Below are 18,272 nucleotides of genomic sequence, written 5' to 3' on the forward strand. Positions count from 1 at the left end.
CGCTTCAAGGTTCCCGGCTGAACAACAGCGCGTCTTCAAGCGCATCACCCAGAGGATAGTAGTTTTTACGGCGACCGCAGGGTTGCCAACCACAACGATGATAAAGGGCCTGTGCAGCACGGTTGGATGCACGCACCTCAAGGAAAAAGCGGGTTATCCCTCGCTCAATCAGTGCATCCTGTACCTTGTGCAGCAGGTCGGTAGCCAAGCCCTTGCCACGTTGTTGCGGATCAACCGCTATACGTAGCAGCTCAGCTTCATCCATTATCTCGCTGAACAAACAATAGGCCACCGGTCGGTCCTTCCAGGACAAAATCCAGCTGCTGGCCCCGGCGCTGGTCAATGCCTTCTGCCACCAGACAGCAGCAAAAGGCTCGCTCTCGAAACAGATCTCATCAAGCTTGAGCACCGCATCCAGCTGAGCCTTCTCAAGCTGTTGCAGCTGCAGATCAGTCACTTGAACGGACCAGGCGCAGCGGCTGAATATCACACCAGGCTTCAGCTTTACGCTCGGGCAGCCGCAGCAGTTCACTCAGACTCAAGGTTACCACCACCGGCAGCCCTGAAGGCAGTTTGAAGCTGCGCCCCTGCAGCGTATCCAACTGTGCCGTTTCACCAAGTATCCAATGGGCAGCGGCCTCTCCCATCAGCAGCACCTGAGTGATACGGCGATGTGACTCCAGCGTACGCCGGAGCTTGTGCTGCACGGCGCGGCGCGCCTCCTCGGCGCCCTGATCCAGCGTGCGGCTGGCCAGCATCGGCCAGGGCAGCATCATGGCATCGCTCAGTTCAGTATCAGCTTCAGCCCCCAGCGCGGTGGTGATTCCGGTCAGCAGGGCACGATGATGTCGGCTGAACCCCTGCGGCTGGTGCGGCGGCAGTGAATCGACAATCAGCAGATCCTGCCGCAGCACAAAGGCCAGCTTGAAACGCGGCGCTTCAACCACTGTTGAGGTTGGCGTCGTGCGAACCGGTCGCTCAACCGGTGTCGCTTTCGGCACAGCGGCAGGCCGCTGATCCAGCAGGGTATCGGTGTCAATTCTGGCACGTGCAGTGACAGGTTTTGGAGCAGGGGTAGAAACAGGGATCGCCTGCTCCTCAACGCTTTCGGCAACATCTTCCAGCCAGGCATCGGCCTGAGCATCATCAGGATAGCAAAATGATTCCACCCAGGGCGCTATCTCGGCTGCACCGGGCAAATTTCCACGCGGCAGCCAGCTGTCGACACCCAGTGCCTCCAGCCAGCGGTGACGATTCTGTTCTTGTGCCGCCAGCGTCATACCGGCCTCACACCTGCGGATGAGCTTTCTGGATATTGGCATCCAGCAGATTCAGTGCGTGCAGATAGGCCTTGGCCGAGGCAATAATGATATCGGTATCGGCACCCAGACCGTTGACGATGCGACCAGCCTTTTCCAGCCTCACGGTGACTTCACCCTGAGAGTCGGTGCCGCTGGTGATAGCATTGACCGAGTACAGCTGCAGATTGGCACCAGAGGCCGCCACCTGCTCGATCGCCTTGAAAGCCGCATCCACGGGACCGCTGCCGGAGGCTTCAGCGCTGTGTTCCTGCGTATCCACGGACACCACCAAGTTAGCCACCGGCACTTCACCGGTCTGGGAAGTGACATTCAGACTGCTCAGTTTGTACTTTTCATGACCGGCAGAGGCACGGGCATCGCTGACCAAAGCAACCAGATCATCATCAAAGATTTCGCTCTTCTTGTCCGCCAGTTCCTTGAAGCGGGCAAAAGCCGTATTCAGCTCGGCGTCGGTGGCAAACACGGTGCCCAGCTCTTCCATGCGGGCGCGGAAGGCGGCACGACCGGACAGCTTGCCCAGAACCATGCGGTTGGTATTCCAGCCCACATCTTCTGCCGTCATGATTTCATAGGTTTCACGGTGCTTGAGTACGCCATCCTGATGAATGCCTGATTCATGGGCAAAGGCATTGGCACCGACAATCGCCTTGTTGGGCTGTACCGGGAAACCGGTGATGCTGGAGACCAGACGCGACGCCGGCACAATCTGAGTGGTGTCGATGCGGGTTTCCAGACCGAATGTATCCTTGCGAGTACGCAGCGCCATGACGATCTCTTCCAGCGCAGCATTACCGGCACGCTCGCCCAGGCCGTTGATGGTACATTCCACCTGACGCGCACCGGCATTGACGGCTGCCAGCGAGTTGGCCACTGCCAGCCCCAGGTCATTGTGGCAATGAACCGAGAAGATCGCCTTGTCGGAGTTGGGAATACGCTCGATCAGCTGACGAATGGTGTTGCCGTATTCGTGCGGCACCGCGTAGCCCACGGTATCGGGGATATTGATGGTGCGGGCACCGGCTTCGATCACCTGCTCAATGATGCGGCACATGAAGTCCAGCTCGGAGCGACTGGCGTCTTCCAGCGAGAACTCCACGTCACCGACCAGATTACGCGCCCGCTTGACTGCACGCACGGCGTTTTCCACCACCTGATCCGGCTCCATCTGCAACTTGTACTGCATATGGATCGGAGAGGTCGCAATAAAGGTATGAATGCGACCGGAGGCGGCATTTTTCAGCGCTTCACCGGCCCGATCGATATCCGCGTCCAGCGCACGGGACAAAGAGCAGACGGTGCTCTCCTTGATGGTATCGGCGATCGATTTCACCGACTCGAAGTCACCGGGGCTGGCGATGGCAAAACCTGCTTCGATCACATCCACGCGCAGCTTTTCCATCTGCTTGGCGATGCGCAGCTTTTCATCACGGGTCATGGAGGCACCGGGACTCTGCTCACCGTCACGCAAGGTGGTATCAAAAATAATGACGCGATCGTTGCTGCTCATGCTGGCTACTCCCTTCTATACAGGCTGACAACCGTCGCCTGCATGTAGATACTGAAGCTCTGATTGTAAGATCGGGCATTAACCCGAGTGAAAAACAGGATCAGGGCTGTGTTATGGCTATTATTGTATCACCAGATTGTCGTTGACCGCAGACCCGATGAAGGAGTACCGATGAGCCCAACCCGTTTCGACCAGCTGATTGACCGCCGCGCCACCTCCAGCGAGAAGTGGGAAAAATATGCCGACACGGAAATTCTGCCGATGTGGGTGGCTGATACCGACTTCATGGCGCCGGAAGCCGTGATTCAGGCGCTGCATCAACGCATTGATCACGGCGTGTTCGGTTACACCAGCACTCCGGCCGAGCTGAATCAACTGGTGATCGAGCGGATGCAGCGTCTGTATGACTGGTCGATTGAGGTCAACGATCTGGTCTGGTTGCCTGGATTGGTGTGCGGCCTTAACCTTGCCTGCCGCTCGGTGGGCGAATCAGGCTCTGCCGTACTCACTCCGGCACCGGTCTACCCACCGTTCATGTCGGCCCCGCGTCTGTCCGATCGCAGCCTGATCAAGGTACCACTGATCCGTGAGGAGGATGGGCGCAGCGTCATCGATCTGGACGCACTCGAAGCTGCCATTACACCGGATGCCAGACTGCTGCTGTTCTGTAACCCGCACAACCCCGGCGGTACCCTGTATCGCCGTGAAGAACTGGAAGCCCTGTCCGAAATCATCATCCGCCACGACCTGATCATCTGCTCTGACGAAATCCACTGCGACCTGATTCTGCAACCGGGCCTGACACATACCCCGATCGCGTCGCTGAACGACGAGATCGCGGCCCGCACCATCACCCTGATGGCACCGAGCAAGACCTACAACATCGCGGGCCTTGGCTGCTCCTTTGCCATCATCCAGAACCCGGAACTTCGCCAGCGCTTTCAGCGTGTACGCAAAGGGATCGTGCCTGACGTCAACCTGCTTGGCTATACCGCCGCACTGGCGGCCTACCGCGACGGCGATGAGTGGAACCGTGCCCAGCTGGATTACCTGCGCGGCAACAGGGACTATCTGGTTGAAGCGATCAACGCCCTGCCCGGCCTCAGGCTTGATCCAATTGAAGCCACCTACCTGGCCTGGATCGATGTCTCCGCCGCCAGCCTGGATAACCCACCCCACTTTTTCGAGCAGGCCGGCGTTGGCCTGTCACCGGGACGGGACTTTGGCGATGAGCGTTTTATGCGACTGAATTTCGGCTGCCCAAGGGCACTGTTGGAAGAGGCTGTCGACAGAATGAGACGGGCGTTGTTGAAGGAACTGCCGGCATGAGCAGGCTTATGCCCGCTCGTGCATGAAGGATACCACCTGATCCAACCCTTCGGCGCCCAGCGCCAACATCACCAGCCGGTCGACGCCGAGGGCGACACCGGCACAGTCCGGCAGTCCGGTTTCCAGCGCCTGTACCAGTCGCAGCTCCAGTGGTCGCTGTGGTAGCCCCAGCGCCGCACGCTGCTGCCGGTCAGCCTGCAGGCGTCGCGCCTGTTCAGCCGCATCGGTCAACTCATGGTAGCCGTTGGCCAGTTCGATGCCGTTGACGAACAGCTCAAAGCGGGCGGCCACCCGGCGCCCCTGCTCATCCTCGCGCACCTGCGCCAGCGCCGCCATGGAGGCCGGATAGCTGTGGATAAACACGGCACCCTGCAATCGCGGCTCCAGCACGTGGGACATCAGCAAGTTCAGCCAGGTGTCGCGATCATCGTCCTCGAAAGGCGCATCCACGTGCTCACGGCAGATCCGCTGCAACTGTTCCAGACTGGCCGTATGTGGATCCAGCCCCAGCTCGGACTCGAACAGCCGGGCATAGCTTAGATAGCTCACTTCAAGATCGGGTATCACCGAGCGCAGCAGAGCGTCCACTTCCGCCATCAACTGGCGATCATCAAACCCCAGACGATACCATTCCAGCATGGTGAACTCGGGGTTGTGGCGCCGCCCAGACTCTCCGTTACGAAACACTTTGGCCATCGAATAGATATCACCACTGCCCGCGGCGAGCAGCCGCTTCATGGCGTATTCAGGCGAAGTTTGCAAATAAAGCCGTTCATCCTCGATTCCCGGCTGAAAGCCGAAACTGACCTCAAGACTGTCGATAAAAGGGTCACTGACCGCACAATGAGACAGTACCGGAGTTTCAACTTCCAGTACGTTGCGCTCGGCAAAGAAATGACGAATCCGTTCCAGCACTTTGGCTCGGGCACGCAGATTGTGAATCGGGGCGCTGGGACGCCAGAATGACTCTTGCATCGGAATTTTGCTCAAAAACAAGAACGGCAGCCGAAGCTGCCATTTCATAAGCGAGCGGATGCCGGTGAAGGTTTACGGACACGCCATGAATACATCCCTGTAGGCTTGACTGCGGCCATCCTTGGCCGCAGACAGTCCGTAAACCTCCTCCGGCTCCACTTCAGCAGAATCAGTTGGCGCGGCTGACGTACTCGCCGGTACGGGTATCGATGCGCAGCACTTCACCACGTTCGATAAACAGCGGTACACGTACCACGGCGCCGGTGCTCAGAGTAGCAGGCTTGGAGCCACCCTGGGCGGTGTCGCCTTTCAGGCCCGGATCAGTCTCAACCACTTCCAGTTCAACAAAGTTCGGTGGTGTTACGCTGATCGGGTTGTTGTTCCACAGCGTGATGATGCTCTTGTCCTGTTCCTTCAGCCACTTGGCCGCATCGCCAACCGCATTCTGATCAGCCGCGAACTGCTCAAAAGAGCTTGGATCCATGAAATGCCACATTTCGCCATCGTTGTAGAGGTACTCCATATCCAGATCCATCACATCAGCACTTTCAACCGATTCGTTGGACTTGAAGGTACGCTCCCAGATACGGCCGGTCAGCAGGTTACGCAGACGCACGCGAGTAAACGCCTGCCCCTTGCCCGGCTTTACGAATTCGACATCGACCATGCTGCAGGGGTCGCCGTCGATCATCACTTTCATGCCGTTTTTGAACTGGTTGCTGGAGTAATTAGCCATAAATTGAAGGTTCCGCGTCTTGGATTCCAGAGCAGGCTACATTCTTCTGAAAGGCAGCCCGATAAATTGACAGCCATTCTACTGCAAAGGAGAATGCAGGCCAATTTATCCTGCTCACCCTGCACCGGCACTTTTGATGAACCTGCTCTACCCCACTGCCTCTGACTGGCAGACCGAACTGCGCCAGTGTATTGAAGACCCGGCTGAACTGCTGGAGTTGCTGGAACTGCCCGCAATCCTGCTTGAGGGTGCCCTGTCTGCCAACCGCGAGTTTGCACTGCGCGTGCCTCGTCCGTGGCTAAGCCGCATCCGCAAGGGCGACCCGAACGATCCGTTATTGCGTCAGATTTTGCCGCTGGCGGATGAGCTGTTACAGGTGCCCGGCTTCAACACCGACCCGCTGGCCGAGGCCGATGCCAACCACACCAGCGGTCTGATCCATAAATATACCGACCGGGTACTGCTGATCCTGTCCGGTGCCTGTGCCATTAATTGTCGTTACTGCTTCCGACGCCACTTCCCTTACGCCGACAACCAGCTGGGGCCGCGCCAGTGGCAGGCAGTGCTGGACTACCTGCATCAACACACCCAGGTCAGTGAAGTGATTTTTTCCGGTGGCGACCCGCTTGCCACACCGGACAATCGACTGCAGCGGATGCTAAGCGATTTGGGTGAAGTGCCCCATCTTCAGCGTGTACGCATCCACTCTCGCCTTCCGGTGGTCATCCCGCAGCGAGTGACAGACACCTTGATCAGCGCATTGACCTCCTCACGTCTGCAGCCGGTACTGGTACTACACGTCAATCATCCTCAGGAGATTGACGCAGATGTGATCAAGGCATGCGTGCGCCTGAAGCAGGCCGGCATCACGTTGCTTAATCAGGCGGTACTGCTGCGTGATATCAATGACAACAAATCTGTACAAAAAACACTCAGCGAGACATTGTTCTCCTGTGGGGTCCTGCCCTATTATCTGTTCGTACTGGACGCGGTCGCGGGTGCTGCACATTTTGACGTTGATGACCGACAGGCCCAGCGACTGGTAGGGGAATTGCAGTCGGAGCTGCCTGGTTACCTCGTGCCTCGGCTGGCGCGCGAGATTCCCGGGCGTCCATCCAAGACACTGCTGTTGCCATTACAGCCAGGGCAGGTTGACTGAACGCGTTGCTCAGCCGATGTTCAGATGTAAAGCTGCACTTTTGCCCACAGAATTAAAAATGAGGATCATCAACTCCATGGAGACCTGCATGACCATACCTTCAGCCCGTCAGGTGATTCGACTGGGCAGCCTGGCACTGACGGCAGCACTGCTCAGTGCCTGCGCCCAAAAGAAGCCTGAACCGGTTGCACAGCCCAAACAAGCCCCTGTGCTCAAGCCGGTATTGATGATCAGCGACCACCGTGCCGGTGGCAGCAGTGATGCACATATCAGCTTTATCAACGGTACGGACAAGACACTGCAGTACGTGATGTTCAAAACCACCGCCTTTACCCACAGCGGTCAACGTGTGAACTCGAAAAAAAGTGGTCGTCCCGACACATGGCTTCGTGTTGCCGGCCCCTTTGCGCCGGGCGAGCACAGTGGTGACAAAGTCTGGAAACAGGTCTGGCAGCATCGTGACCTGGGCTGTTTTCGGATTGAAGGTGCCGAGCTGATCTATGCCGAAGACCAGAGCGTGGAATACCATGCCACTGACCGTTTTGCCCTGCTCAACGGCAGCGAGCTGCGCAACAGCAACTGCGGCAACAACCTCACGGCCGAACGCACTGTACGCTAGGCACACTGACGCTACGATTATTTGTCACGTTTGGGAGGAGCCAAAGGGAAAGCCGCCACATTCCCTTTGGCCTCACTGATGCGCGCAACGCCTTCGCTGCGAACCTCATCAATACGAATGATGGCCTGCATCGGCACATAGCAGGTATTTACATCAGCAAACTCCTGCTTCAGTTTTTCTTCACTGGGATCGACCAGCAACTCTGAACGATTGCCGAAAACAAACTCTTCCAACTGAATGAACCCCCACATGTCGCTTTGATAGACATGTCGGACGTAAACCTCGTACACCTTGTCCTGATTGACGAAACTGACACGATAAAGACGTTCTTCATTGGCCATGGCCCGACTCACTCCGACATAAACTTCGTTGCTGCGGCGATTATGGGGGCAGCCCAAAGAAAAACAAGGCTGAGCATTTTTTGATCAGTTTGTAGCCGACAACGCCCCCCTTGGGTATAATTCGCGGTCCTCTTTCGAGGCCCTTTTTATTTTCACGACGCAACACAGGTGATTCATGGCCAAAAAGCTGTTTATCAAGACACATGGCTGTCAGATGAACGAATACGACTCCTCCCGCATGGCAGACTTGCTGGGCGAGAGCCACGCGCTGGAGTTGACGGACAATCCGGACGAAGCGGATGTCCTGCTGCTGAACACCTGCTCAATCCGTGAGAAGGCGCAGGACAAGGTGTTCCACCAGCTGGGGCGCTGGCGCAAACTGAAGCAGAACAAGCCTGACCTGATGATCGGTGTCGGTGGCTGTGTTGCATCTCAGGAAGGGTCCGCAATTCTGGAACGCGCGCCCTATGTCGACATGATTTTCGGACCGCAGACCCTGCACCGCCTGCCGGAAATGATTACCGAAAGCCGCAAGGGCAGTGTTGGTATCGTGGATGTCAGCTTCCCCGAGATCGAGAAATTTGACCACCTGCCGGCTCCCAAGGTGGAAGGCGCCGAAGCGTTTGTGTCCGTAATGGAAGGCTGCAGCAAGTACTGCACTTTCTGTGTGGTGCCTTACACCCGCGGCGAAGAGGTCAGTCGTCCGCTGGATGATGTCCTGGCTGAATGTGTCGAACTGGCGGAACAGGGCGTACGCGAAGTCAACCTGCTGGGGCAGAACGTGAACGCCTATCGCGGCGCTACCCATGACGGCGACAGCGCCGACCTGGCTGAGCTGATCCGCTGCGTGGCGGCCATCGACGGCATCGACCGCATCCGCTTCACCACCTCGCACCCGGTAGAGTTCAGCGACAGCCTGATCGATGTCTATGCGGAAGTACCCGAGCTCGTGAGTCATCTGCACTTGCCGGTACAGAGTGGCTCCGACCGTATTCTGATGGCTATGAAACGCGGTCACACGGTACTGGAGTACAAGTCCAAACTGCGCCGCATCAAGAAATTGCGTCCGGACATCAGTTTCTCCTCCGACTTCATCATCGGCTTCCCCAACGAGACCGAGGCCGATTTTGAAGCCACCATGAACTTGATCGCCGAGATCGGCTTTGACGCCTCGTTCAGCTTTATCTACAGCCGACGCCCGGGCACTCCGGCCGCCGATCTGCCGGACAACGTGGACGAAGAAACCAAGAAGCAGCGTCTGAAGATCCTGCAGGACCGCATCACTGCGCAGGCGTTTCAGATCAGCCGACACATGGTGGGCACTACGCAACGCATTCTGGTCAACGGCTATTCCAAAAAAGACCCAGGGCAGTTGTCTGGCCGCACCGAGAACAACCGAGTGGTCAACTTCCGCTGTGACAACCCTGACCTGATCGGCCACTTTGCCGATGTACGTATCGCTCAGGCCTACGCCAACTCCCTGCTGGGTGAGCTGGTCAGCTCCGAGCTTGATCACTGATTTTTCCCGAGGAGCATTTTTTGACCCCGACCCAATCCGTCACCCTGCTGCTGGAACCCAATAACCCGGCAGCCCTGCTCACTCTGTGCGGCCAGTTTGATGCTCACCTCAAACTGTTTGAGGAACGCACCGGCGTCGAGATCCGCAACCGTGGCAACCGTTTTCAGCTGGTCGGTCAGCCGACTCAGGTCAAGGCATTGACCGCACTGCTGGAGCAGATTTATCAGCAGATTCTGGGTGGCGCCGATCTGTCTCCCGAACAGATCCACCTGCAACTGCAGGGCAGTGGTCTGGATCAGCCCAAGCGCGACAAGGCCGAAACTGAAGCGGAAAAACGCTACGCCATTCGTACCCGCAAGGTATTGATCCGTCCACGCGGCGGCAATCAGCAGGACTATGTGCAGCGCATCCGCACCCACGATATAAACTTCGGCATCGGCCCGGCCGGCACCGGCAAGACCTACCTGGCCGTGGCCTGTGCCGTGGAAGCACTGGAGCGTGAAGAAGTCAGTCGCATCCTGCTGGTGCGCCCAGCGGTCGAAGCCGGTGAAAAACTGGGTTTCCTGCCCGGCGACCTGAGCCAGAAGGTTGACCCCTATCTTCGACCGCTCTATGACGCGCTGTATGAGATGATGGGGTTCGAAAAGGTTGCCAAGCTGATCGAGCGCAACGTGATCGAGGTTGCACCGCTGGCTTACATGCGTGGTCGCACACTGAACGGCTCGTTCGTGATTCTGGACGAAGCCCAGAACACCACCCGGGAACAGATGAAAATGTTCCTGACCCGTATCGGCTTCGGTTCCACTGCGGTGATCACCGGCGACAAGACCCAGATCGACCTGCCCAAGGGCACCCGCTCGGGTCTGCTGCATGCGATGGAGGTACTGGATGGCGTAAAAGAGATCGGCTTTACCCATTTCGGTTCGAAGGATGTGGTACGCCATCCGCTGGTACAGCATATTGTTGAAGCCTATGAACGGTATGAGAGCGCACAGGAGCAGGACAATTGAGCACACAGATTGATCTGCAGATTGCATGTGATGCACCCGACCTACCCTCCGAAGCCGACTTTGCACGCTGGGTGGAAACGGTTCTGAAGCAGCAGAAATCCGAAGGCGAAGTGTGCATCCGCGTGGTAAGCCCAGAGGAAAGTCGAGAGCTGAACCGCGACTACCGCGGCAAGGATGCACCGACCAATGTCCTCTCATTTCCGTTTGAAGTTCCAGCCGGAATTCCGGTCACGCTACTGGGTGATCTGGTGATCTGCGCCGAAGTGGTGGCCCAGGAGGCGGAAGAGCAACACAAGGCCCTGCAGGACCATTGGGCACACATGGTTGTGCACGGAGCCTTGCATCTGCTCGGATTCGATCATATAAATGACGACGAAGCCGAGGAGATGGAGGCGCTGGAACGCGCCCTGCTGGCCCGGCTGGATATAGCCGACCCCTATGCATTCAGAGGACCAGTATGAGCGAAGACCGATCGAGCGGCACGTCAAAAAGCTGGCTGGAAAAACTGGCCCAGGCCTTTTCTGACGAGCCCCGCAGCCGAGAGGATGTCCGCGAAATTCTGCAGCAGGCCTGCGAATCCGGGATTCTGGACAACGATGCTCATGGCATCATCGAAGGCGCCATTCAGGTCACCGAAATGCAGGTGCGGGATGTGATGATTCCGCGCTCACAAATGACCATGGTGCAGGTCAACCAGACACCACGCGAGTTTTTGCCGGTGATCATCTCCAGCGCCCACTCCCGCTTTCCTGTCTGCGGCGAGAATCCCGACGAGGTGCTTGGCATTTTGCTGGCCAAAGACCTGCTGCCTTACATGCTTGAAGGGACGCTTGATCAGTTCGACATCCGCCAGTGCCTGCGCAAGGCCACATTCATCCCTGAAAGCAAGCGCCTCAATGTATTGCTCAACGAGTTCCGCGGCACCCGCAATCATATGGCGATCGTGGTGGACGAATATGGCGGCATCGCCGGGCTGATCACAATCGAGGATGTGCTGGAGCAGATTGTTGGCGAGATCGAAGACGAGCATGACGCCGAGGAAGATGACGGCAACATCAAACCGTTCGACGATAATGGCTACCTGGTCAAGGCACTGACACCCATCGAGGATTTCAACGCCTATTTTGACGTCGGCTTCTCCGATGACGAATTTGACACCATTGGCGGCATCGTCACTCAACACTTCGGACACCTGCCGGCCAAGGATGAAAGCATTGTCATCGAAGGTTTCAACTTCAAAGTGCTGTCGGCCGACAACCGACGCCTGCGCCTGTTGCAGGTTACCCGCACCTGAGCGTGAGCACTGACCGCATGGCTCGATCACTGACGACAGTCTTTACTGCACTGCTTGCAGGTGCCAGCATCACGCTGGCACTGGCGCCCTTTGACCTCAAACTGCTGGTGTTGCTGGGTCCCGCCCTGCTTTACCTGATCCAGCGCCACCAGACACCCCGGCAATCCCTGTTCAGCGGCTACTGTTTTGGCCTGGGATTCTGGGGTGCCGGAGTCTCTTGGGTCTATGTCAGCATCAACACCTACGGCAGCGCTTCAGCCATACTGGCCACTGCGCTGACAGCGCTGTTCGTGATGGCACTGGCCCTGCTGTTTGCACTGCAGGGTTGGCTGTTTGCCCATTTGGCCCGAAACGCCGGACAGCGCTGGCTGATATTCACGGTTGTCTGGGTGGGATTCGAGTGGCTGCGCAGCTGGCTGCTGACGGGCTTCCCGTGGCTGTATCTGGGCTATGCCGTGCTGGACACCCCACTGGAGCGATGGGCACCCCTGTTTGGTATCTGGTGGCTGTCATTGATTCTGGTACTGCTGGCCACCGCCAGTGCCCGCGCTCTGGCAGATCGCAAATGGCTGCCACTGTTGCCGGGCGTGCTGCTGGCGGTCGGTTCCCTGCTGCTGCCTCAAAACTGGACCCAGCCAGCCGACTCTCCCGCACTGAAAGTCGTGCTGGTGCAACCCAACATACCGCAGTTGCAGAAATGGCAGCCGGACCAGCTGAGACGGATTCTGCAGCAACAGATGCAGCTCAGTCGCCAGCACCCTGATGCAGACCTGCTGATCTGGCCCGAGACTGCCATTCCTTCCACCTTCAATCGAGCAGCCCCCATACTGGGCCCGTTTCTGGATCAGCTTGATCACAATGGCGTCACCCTGATCAGCGGCTTTCCCTATGCCGAAGCCGACCCGAACAGCCCTTTCGGCCAGCGCTTTCACAACAGTCTGGGTATTTTCAGTAACGGCAGCGATCTGTATCACAAGCAGCGGCTGGTCCCCTTTGGCGAATATGTACCGCTGGAGAAGCAGCTGCGTGGTGTGATCGATTTTTTCAACCTGCCCATGTCCAGCTTCAGCCTGCCTGAAGACAATACCGATACGCTGCAGCTGGATAACCTGCGCATTGCGCCGGCGATCTGCTATGAGATCGCCTACCCGCAACTGGTCAACCGCCTGGCCCGTGACAGCAGCCTGATGCTGACCGTATCCAACGACACCTGGTTTGGGCGCTCCATCGCGCCGGAACAACACCTGCAGATCGCCCGCATGCGGGCACTGGAAAACGGTCGCTGGCTGCTGCGCGGCACCAACAACGGCTATACAGCACTGATCGACCCCAGAGGCAAGGTCAGTGGACAGGCTCCGCTTGACAGCTCGACCACTCTCACCGGCGAGGTGCAACCGATGCAGGGCAATACGCCCTGGCAGCATTTTGGCCTCTGGCCTTTGCTGGCAGGGCTTGCAGGCCTGCTACTGCTGGGTTACTGGCGCCCAGGGCAGCGACACCCGCTCAAACACCACCGCACCACAGTGTGAACAGGCGGCAATTTTGTCGGTTGCCTTGAGCTGCTGAGACTCACCGCACTGCAGGCAGCGCAAAGTGCCCGGCGCACTGACTTCGCCTGCCAGATACTGATCTTCATCATGAGCCAGCTGTTCACGCAGCAGCTCATGCTGAACGCGAGTCTTGTCGGCCAGATCCAGCAGCGCCTGGCGCACCTTCTCTTCCAGCACCCCCAGATCGAAGTTCAGCCAAGCCGCAAGGCCATCACCGGTTTCATGCGCATAGTAACCAAGCTGCTTCAGATCACGCCGCAAATAGGCCTTCATCAGCTCGACTTCATCCCGGGTCATCTCTTCAGCAGCCAACTCCAGCTCTGCCGCTTCTTCGATCTGATCCTGCAGATAGTCCCAACTTACCTCACCGGCCTCATCAAGCCGCTGGCGCAAACGTTCCAGCACCCGATCATAGGCACGCGGTGCCTGATCCGAATGCTTTGGGGTTTTCTGTTCATGCTCGCTCATGGGCAACTCCTGTGTCAGCGGGCGGGGCCCGATTCTCGCGCCCCTTTTGCATTCAGTATATCCCCGATTGTGGAAAAGCTCAGCGCTGCAGGTCAATCTCTGCGCTACGGCTCGCTGCCGACTTCTCCCCTGTTGACGACGAGGGGAATATTGTATGCTATGCCACATTCAGCCTTTTACGGCGCTGGCCCGGTGACGACCGGCCACACAGCGCACATTCCCGTTATCAGTGAGTTGCAGCCGATCATAATGAACGAACAATATACCCCCCAGGATATCGAGCCCAAGGTACAGCAGCATTGGGAACAACAGGACAGCTTCAAGGCGGACGAAAGTGCGCCGGGAGAGCCCTTCTACTGCCTTTCCATGTTCCCCTACCCCAGCGGCCGCCTGCACATGGGGCACGTTCGCAACTACACAATCGGTGATGTGGTTTCCCGCTACCAGCGCATGCAGGGACGCAACGTACTGCAGCCAATGGGCTGGGATGCGTTTGGTCTGCCGGCTGAGAATGCGGCAATGAAAAACAACGTACCACCGGCCAAGTGGACCTACGAAAACATCGACTACATGCGCCATCAGCTCAAGCAAATGGGCTTTGGCTATGACTGGTCACGCGAGCTGGCCACCTGCCACCCTGAATATTACCGTTGGGAGCAATGGTTCTTTACCCGACTGATGAAAAAGGGGCTGGTCTACAAGAAGGAAGCTGAGGTCAACTGGGATCCGGTTGATCAGACAGTTCTGGCCAATGAACAGGTAATCGATGGTCGAGGCTGGCGCTCCGGCGCGCTTGTCGAGCGGAAGAAGATCCCACAGTGGTTTCTGAAAATCACCGACTATGCTGACCAGTTGCTGGACGACCTGGACAAGCTCGATGGTTGGCCGGAACAGGTCAAGACCATGCAACGTAACTGGATTGGCCGCTCGGAAGGGGTCGAACTCAGCTTCCAGGTGGACGGCTACGGCGAACTTGAAGTGTTCACCACCCGCCCAGACACCCTGATGGGCGTAACCTACGTAGCAGTTGCGGCCCAGCATCCATTGGCGTTGCAGGCCGCTGAAAACAATGCCGAGCTGGCTGCATTCGTCGAAGAGTGTCGCCACACCAAGGTTGCCGAAGCCGACATGGCAACCATGGAAAAGAAAGGCATGGCACTGGGAATTGAAGCAGTACACCCGCTGACCGGTGAAAAGCTTCCGGTCTGGACAGCCAACTTCGTACTGATGGATTATGGTTCTGGTGCGGTGATGTCAGTACCAGGCCACGACCAGCGCGACTGGGAGTTTGCCCGCAAGTACGGCCTGCCCATCAAGCAGGTCGTCGCACCGCTGAATGGTGACGTGAGCGTAGACCTCGAGAAAGAAGCCTTTACCGACAAGGGCGTACTGGTCAACTCCGGCAATTTTGATGACCTGGAGTTTGACGTTGCCTTTAAAGCGATTGCCAAGGAGCTGGAGCGCAAGAACAAGGGTCGCACCACCATCAACTACCGCCTGCGCGACTGGGGTGTTTCGCGCCAGCGTTACTGGGGCGCACCGATTCCCGTGATCAACTGCAGCAGCTGCGGCGCCGTGCCGGTGCCTGAAGACCAGCTGCCGGTGCGTTTGCCGGAAGAGGTCGAATTCGATGGCACAGGCTCACCGATCAAGAAGATGCGCGACTTCATCGACACGACCTGCCCCAAGTGCGGCGGTCCTGCTGAACGTGAAACCGACACCTTCGATACCTTCATGGAGTCCAGCTGGTACTACGCCCGTTATGCCAGCATGAATCCTGATGCCATGCTCGACCCCAAGCAGGCCAATCATTGGCTGCCGGTGGATCAGTACATCGGCGGTATCGAACATGCCATTCTGCACCTGCTCTACTCGCGCTTCTTCCACAAACTGATGCGTGACGAAGGTCTGGTCGACTCCGACGAGCCATTCAAACGCCTGCTGTGTCAGGGCATGGTACTGGCCGACAGCTTCTACTATGAAAGCGAAAAAGGCGGTCAGATGTGGGTCTCCCCGGCTGACGTTACCACCGAGAAAGACGAAAAGGGCCGCGTGATTCGTGCCACCGACGCCGCAGGTCGGGAGCTTAACCACGACGGCATGTCGAAGATGTCCAAGTCCAAGAACAACGGCATCGATCCGCAGATCATGATCGACCGCTACGGTGCCGATACCGTGCGTCTGTTCATGATGTTTGCCGCGCCGCCGGAGCAATCGCTGGAATGGCTCGACTCGGGAGTAGAAGGGGCACACCGCTTTCTGCGTCGCCTTTGGAAGCAGGTGCATGACCATCTGCAGCAGGGTATCGCATGCCCGGCACTGGACATTGAAGCACTTGACGAAACGCAGCGCGACCTGCGTCGCAAGGTGCACGAAACCATCGCCAAGGTGAGCGATGACATGGAACGACGCCAAACCTTCAACACGGCGATCGCAGCCGTTATGGAGTTGTCCAACGCCATCGGTCGTTTTGTGGATGTCAGCGAGCAGGGCCGTGCCGTGACCCGAGAGGCACTGGAAGCCGCCATCCGCCTGCTGTCCCCCATTGTGCCTCATATTACGCACCAGCTCTGGCTTGAACTGGGCCACACGGATGACCTGCTGCACACTCCTTGGCCCCAGGTGGATGCATCGGCGCTGACCCGCGCCAGCGTTGAACTGGTTGTGCAGGTCAACGGTAAGGTTCGCGCCAAGATTACCGTATCCGCCGATGCGGACGAAGACGTGATCCTGCACACCGCCCTGGCCAGCGAAAACGTACAGAAGCACCTTGAAGGCAAAACGATTCGCAAAAAAATCGTTGTGCCCGGCAAGCTGCTCAATATTGTTGTGGGCTGAACGGAGACTGCCATGACCAAGCGCCTGACCCTGCCCCTGTTTGCTGTACTGATGAGCCTGACACTGAGTGCCTGCGGCTTCAAGTTGCGCGGCCTCTATGATGTACCGGAGGTACTGCGTCAGGTGCATCTGGTAACCGAGTCCACACCCAGTCAGATTGAGCCGGAACTGCGCTCGGCACTGGAGGTGAACCGGATTAGCCTTACGGAGTCAGGCCGCTATCAACTGGAAATACTGTCGGAACGACATACTCGCCGTATCGCCACACTGACCGGTAATGCCGATGCGGCTGAATATGAACTGCGCTCGGAAATCCGCTTCCGGGTACTGGATCGTCAGCATGACAATGCGGTCGTAATGCCCGAACGCAGAATCATGAACGAACGTGTCTATCGCAACGAGCGCGACAACATTACCGCCAGCGGCTCACAGGAAATACTGATCAGACAGCAGATGCTGCAGGATCTTGCCCAGCAAGTGGTACGTCAGTACCTGCGCGTCAACACCGCGCAATGAAAACCCGTGCGGAACAGCTGAACGCTCAGCTGCAGCGTCTCACTTCCCCCGCCCCGGTATTTATGATCACCGGGGACGAGCCGCTGCAGCATGCTGAAAGCTGCGATGCCATTCGCGCCTGGCTGCGTCAGGCAGGCTTTACCGAGCGTGACGTGATGCATGTGGATGCAGGCTTCTCCTGGGAGCGCCTGCTGGAAAGCGCCAACGCCCTGTCCCTGTTTGCCGACCGCAAGATCATCGAGCTGCGCCTGGGCAGCCAGAAGCTGGACAAACAGGCCAGTGCACTGCTGCAGCGCTATCTTGATAATCCCGCTCCCGACAATGTGCTGTTGATTCAGGCCGACCGACTCGATGCCGGTGCAAAAAAAAGTGCCTGGTTCAAGCAGGTCGAAAAATGTGGGCTGGTAGTAGAGATCTGGCCAGTTGAGCCTGAACAGCTGCCGCAGTGGATGTCACAGCGTGCTGCCGCTCAAGGACTCCAACTCAGTGGCGATGCACTGCAACTGCTGTGTGCACGGATAGAGGGCAATCTGCTGGCAGCCAAACAGGAACTGGACAAGCTCAACCTGCTTTACCCCAACCAAACCATCGATGCCGAGCAAGTGGTTGAAGCCGTCGCAGACAGCTCCCGTTACGACATTTTTGCACTCAGTGATGCCGTACTGATGCGCGACCCCGCACGCTGCCAGAAGATCCTGCAGGTCCTGCGCCAGGAAGGCATCGAGGCCACTCTGGTACTCTGGGCGCTTACCCGAGAAATTCGGACCCTGCTCAACCTGCAGCGCGGACTGGCGTCAGGCGTACCCTATGACACCCTGTGCCAGCGAGAGAAAATTTGGGGCAAGCGCAAGCCGTTGATGCGCAAGGCCTGTCAACAGACGCCAGCGGCAAGGCTGGAAGGCCTGCTGGTACTGAGCCATGATATTGATTTGGCGATCAAGGGCCAGCTCAACAGTTGCCCCTGGCTACTGCTGTCCAGCCTCACACTCGAGCTTTCAGGCTGCCAGCTGGGCCTGCCACACCCGGTACACTAAACTGACAGATTCAGGAACGACTGTTAGTATTCAACGGCAGACTTGGTTGAGGAAC

18 protein-coding genes are annotated in these 18,272 nt (G+C 57.8%); 11 read left to right on the forward strand and 7 right to left on the reverse strand.

The window, feature by feature from the left end:
• Positions 1-4 precede the first annotated feature (4 nt).
• Genes rimI through CFI10_RS16230 form a run of 3 tightly spaced genes read right to left on the reverse strand, consistent with a single transcriptional unit; the run spans position 5 to position 2,829 of the window.
• The gene (gene rimI, locus CFI10_RS16220; RefSeq protein WP_206836417.1) at positions 5-457 is read right to left on the reverse strand and encodes a ribosomal protein S18-alanine N-acetyltransferase; all 453 of its coding nucleotides are present in this window, start codon (positions 455-457) and stop codon (positions 5-7) included.
• Positions 450-1,280 carry a uracil-DNA glycosylase family protein gene (locus tag CFI10_RS16225; RefSeq protein WP_206836420.1) on the reverse strand — a complete coding sequence of 277 codons (831 nt, stop codon included), beginning with the start codon at positions 1,278-1,280 and terminating at the stop codon, positions 450-452. Before CFI10_RS16225 ends, rimI begins: the two co-directional genes overlap by 8 nt.
• Before the next feature lie 7 nt (positions 1,281-1,287).
• On the reverse strand, positions 1,288-2,829 hold the full coding sequence (locus CFI10_RS16230; protein WP_206836423.1) for a 2-isopropylmalate synthase: 1,542 nt from the start codon (positions 2,827-2,829) through the stop codon (positions 1,288-1,290).
• A gap of 171 nt (positions 2,830-3,000) precedes the next feature.
• Between CFI10_RS16230 and CFI10_RS16235 the strand changes: the two genes are divergently transcribed.
• Positions 3,001-4,158 carry a MalY/PatB family protein gene (locus CFI10_RS16235; RefSeq protein WP_206836427.1) on the forward strand — a complete coding sequence of 386 codons (1,158 nt, stop codon included), beginning with the start codon at positions 3,001-3,003 and terminating at the stop codon, positions 4,156-4,158.
• A 6-nt stretch (positions 4,159-4,164) separates the two neighbouring features.
• On the opposite strand, the gene epmA is transcribed toward CFI10_RS16235, so the two are convergent.
• Both epmA and efp read right to left on the reverse strand, forming a co-directional pair.
• Entirely contained in the window at positions 4,165-5,133 is a 969-nt protein-coding gene (epmA, locus tag CFI10_RS16240; RefSeq protein ID WP_206836431.1) for an EF-P lysine aminoacylase EpmA, read from the reverse strand.
• Between the two features lie 169 nt (positions 5,134-5,302).
• Positions 5,303-5,869, reverse strand: coding sequence for an elongation factor P (gene efp, locus CFI10_RS16245; RefSeq protein ID WP_091826850.1), 567 nt, complete (start codon positions 5,867-5,869; stop codon positions 5,303-5,305).
• Between the two features lie 136 nt (positions 5,870-6,005).
• On the opposite strand from efp, the gene epmB reads away from it, so the two are divergent.
• Both epmB and CFI10_RS16255 read left to right on the forward strand, forming a co-directional pair.
• Entirely contained in the window at positions 6,006-7,028 is a 1,023-nt protein-coding gene (gene epmB, locus CFI10_RS16250; protein WP_206836433.1) for an EF-P beta-lysylation protein EpmB, read from the forward strand.
• A gap of 88 nt (positions 7,029-7,116) precedes the next feature.
• Positions 7,117-7,647: a hypothetical protein gene (locus tag CFI10_RS16255; protein WP_206836436.1), complete on the forward strand. Its 531-nt coding sequence runs from the start codon at positions 7,117-7,119 to the stop codon at positions 7,645-7,647.
• Between the two features lie 17 nt (positions 7,648-7,664).
• Here the strand turns inward: CFI10_RS16255 and CFI10_RS16260 are convergent, their stop codons facing one another.
• Positions 7,665-7,988, reverse strand: a complete 324-nt coding sequence (locus tag CFI10_RS16260; RefSeq protein WP_206836438.1) for a DUF1820 family protein — start codon at positions 7,986-7,988, stop codon at positions 7,665-7,667.
• 175 nt (positions 7,989-8,163) lie between these two features.
• On the opposite strand from CFI10_RS16260, the gene miaB reads away from it, so the two are divergent.
• The 5 genes from miaB to lnt are packed head-to-tail and all read left to right on the forward strand — an operon-like array spanning position 8,164 to position 13,340.
• Positions 8,164-9,507 (forward strand): tRNA (N6-isopentenyl adenosine(37)-C2)-methylthiotransferase MiaB, encoded by a 1,344-nt coding sequence (miaB, locus tag CFI10_RS16265; protein ID WP_091826846.1) that lies wholly within the window; start codon positions 8,164-8,166, stop codon positions 9,505-9,507.
• A 20-nt stretch (positions 9,508-9,527) separates the two neighbouring features.
• The gene (locus CFI10_RS16270) at positions 9,528-10,517 is read left to right on the forward strand and encodes a PhoH family protein (protein WP_206836441.1); all 990 of its coding nucleotides are present in this window, start codon (positions 9,528-9,530) and stop codon (positions 10,515-10,517) included.
• Complete coding sequence (gene ybeY, locus CFI10_RS16275) at positions 10,514-10,978, forward strand: rRNA maturation RNase YbeY (protein WP_091826844.1); 465 nt, start codon at positions 10,514-10,516, stop codon at positions 10,976-10,978. The genes CFI10_RS16270 and ybeY overlap by 4 nt, the downstream gene beginning before the upstream one ends.
• Complete coding sequence (locus CFI10_RS16280) at positions 10,975-11,811, forward strand: HlyC/CorC family transporter (protein WP_206836445.1); 837 nt, start codon at positions 10,975-10,977, stop codon at positions 11,809-11,811. The genes ybeY and CFI10_RS16280 overlap by 4 nt, the downstream gene beginning before the upstream one ends.
• 17 nt (positions 11,812-11,828) lie before the next feature.
• The gene (gene lnt / locus CFI10_RS16285) at positions 11,829-13,340 is read left to right on the forward strand and encodes an apolipoprotein N-acyltransferase (RefSeq protein ID WP_206836449.1); all 1,512 of its coding nucleotides are present in this window, start codon (positions 11,829-11,831) and stop codon (positions 13,338-13,340) included.
• Here lnt and CFI10_RS16290 read toward each other — a convergent pair.
• On the reverse strand, positions 13,275-13,829 hold the full coding sequence (locus tag CFI10_RS16290) for a zinc ribbon-containing protein (protein ID WP_091826842.1): 555 nt from the start codon (positions 13,827-13,829) through the stop codon (positions 13,275-13,277). The two genes, lnt and CFI10_RS16290, sit on opposite strands and share 66 nt — an antisense overlap.
• A gap of 249 nt (positions 13,830-14,078) precedes the next feature.
• Between CFI10_RS16290 and leuS the strand changes: the two genes are divergently transcribed.
• The 3 genes from leuS to holA are packed head-to-tail and all read left to right on the forward strand — an operon-like array spanning position 14,079 to position 18,217.
• Positions 14,079-16,667, forward strand: coding sequence for a leucine--tRNA ligase (gene leuS, locus CFI10_RS16295; protein WP_206836452.1), 2,589 nt, complete (start codon positions 14,079-14,081; stop codon positions 16,665-16,667).
• Positions 16,668-16,679: 12 nt separating this feature from the next.
• Complete coding sequence (locus CFI10_RS16300; RefSeq protein WP_206836455.1) at positions 16,680-17,183, forward strand: LPS-assembly lipoprotein LptE; 504 nt, start codon at positions 16,680-16,682, stop codon at positions 17,181-17,183.
• Positions 17,180-18,217: a DNA polymerase III subunit delta gene (holA, locus tag CFI10_RS16305; protein ID WP_206836458.1), complete on the forward strand. Its 1,038-nt coding sequence runs from the start codon at positions 17,180-17,182 to the stop codon at positions 18,215-18,217. The genes CFI10_RS16300 and holA overlap by 4 nt, the downstream gene beginning before the upstream one ends.
• The last annotated feature ends 55 nt before the right edge of the window (positions 18,218-18,272 follow it).

The sequence above is a fragment of the Marinobacterium iners genome (assembly GCF_017310015.1).
GTDB classification, from domain to species: domain Bacteria; phylum Pseudomonadota; class Gammaproteobacteria; order Pseudomonadales; family Balneatricaceae; genus Marinobacterium; species Marinobacterium iners.

What these genes read in the sequence shown, in the direction of transcription:
- CFI10_RS16235 (WP_206836427.1), top strand. Translation starts at nt 3,001, where the DNA reads ATGAGCCCAACCCGTTTCGACCAGCTGATTGACCGCCGCGCCACCTCC.
- CFI10_RS16290 (WP_091826842.1), bottom strand. Translation starts at nt 13,829, where the DNA reads ATGAGCGAGCATGAACAGAAAACCCCAAAGCATTCGGATCAGGCACCG.
- leuS (WP_206836452.1), top strand. Translation starts at nt 14,079, where the DNA reads ATGAACGAACAATATACCCCCCAGGATATCGAGCCCAAGGTACAGCAG.
- efp (WP_091826850.1), bottom strand. Translation starts at nt 5,869, where the DNA reads ATGGCTAATTACTCCAGCAACCAGTTCAAAAACGGCATGAAAGTGATG.
- CFI10_RS16280 (WP_206836445.1), top strand. Translation starts at nt 10,975, where the DNA reads ATGAGCGAAGACCGATCGAGCGGCACGTCAAAAAGCTGGCTGGAAAAA.
- lnt (WP_206836449.1), top strand. Translation starts at nt 11,829, where the DNA reads ATGGCTCGATCACTGACGACAGTCTTTACTGCACTGCTTGCAGGTGCC.
- CFI10_RS16230 (WP_206836423.1), bottom strand. Translation starts at nt 2,829, where the DNA reads ATGAGCAGCAACGATCGCGTCATTATTTTTGATACCACCTTGCGTGAC.
- CFI10_RS16260 (WP_206836438.1), bottom strand. Translation starts at nt 7,988, where the DNA reads ATGGCCAATGAAGAACGTCTTTATCGTGTCAGTTTCGTCAATCAGGAC.
- CFI10_RS16255 (WP_206836436.1), top strand. Translation starts at nt 7,117, where the DNA reads ATGACCATACCTTCAGCCCGTCAGGTGATTCGACTGGGCAGCCTGGCA.
- holA (WP_206836458.1), top strand. Translation starts at nt 17,180, where the DNA reads ATGAAAACCCGTGCGGAACAGCTGAACGCTCAGCTGCAGCGTCTCACT.
- miaB (WP_091826846.1), top strand. Translation starts at nt 8,164, where the DNA reads ATGGCCAAAAAGCTGTTTATCAAGACACATGGCTGTCAGATGAACGAA.
- epmB (WP_206836433.1), top strand. Translation starts at nt 6,006, where the DNA reads ATGAACCTGCTCTACCCCACTGCCTCTGACTGGCAGACCGAACTGCGC.
- CFI10_RS16225 (WP_206836420.1), bottom strand. Translation starts at nt 1,280, where the DNA reads ATGACGCTGGCGGCACAAGAACAGAATCGTCACCGCTGGCTGGAGGCA.
- epmA (WP_206836431.1), bottom strand. Translation starts at nt 5,133, where the DNA reads ATGCAAGAGTCATTCTGGCGTCCCAGCGCCCCGATTCACAATCTGCGT.
- CFI10_RS16300 (WP_206836455.1), top strand. Translation starts at nt 16,680, where the DNA reads ATGACCAAGCGCCTGACCCTGCCCCTGTTTGCTGTACTGATGAGCCTG.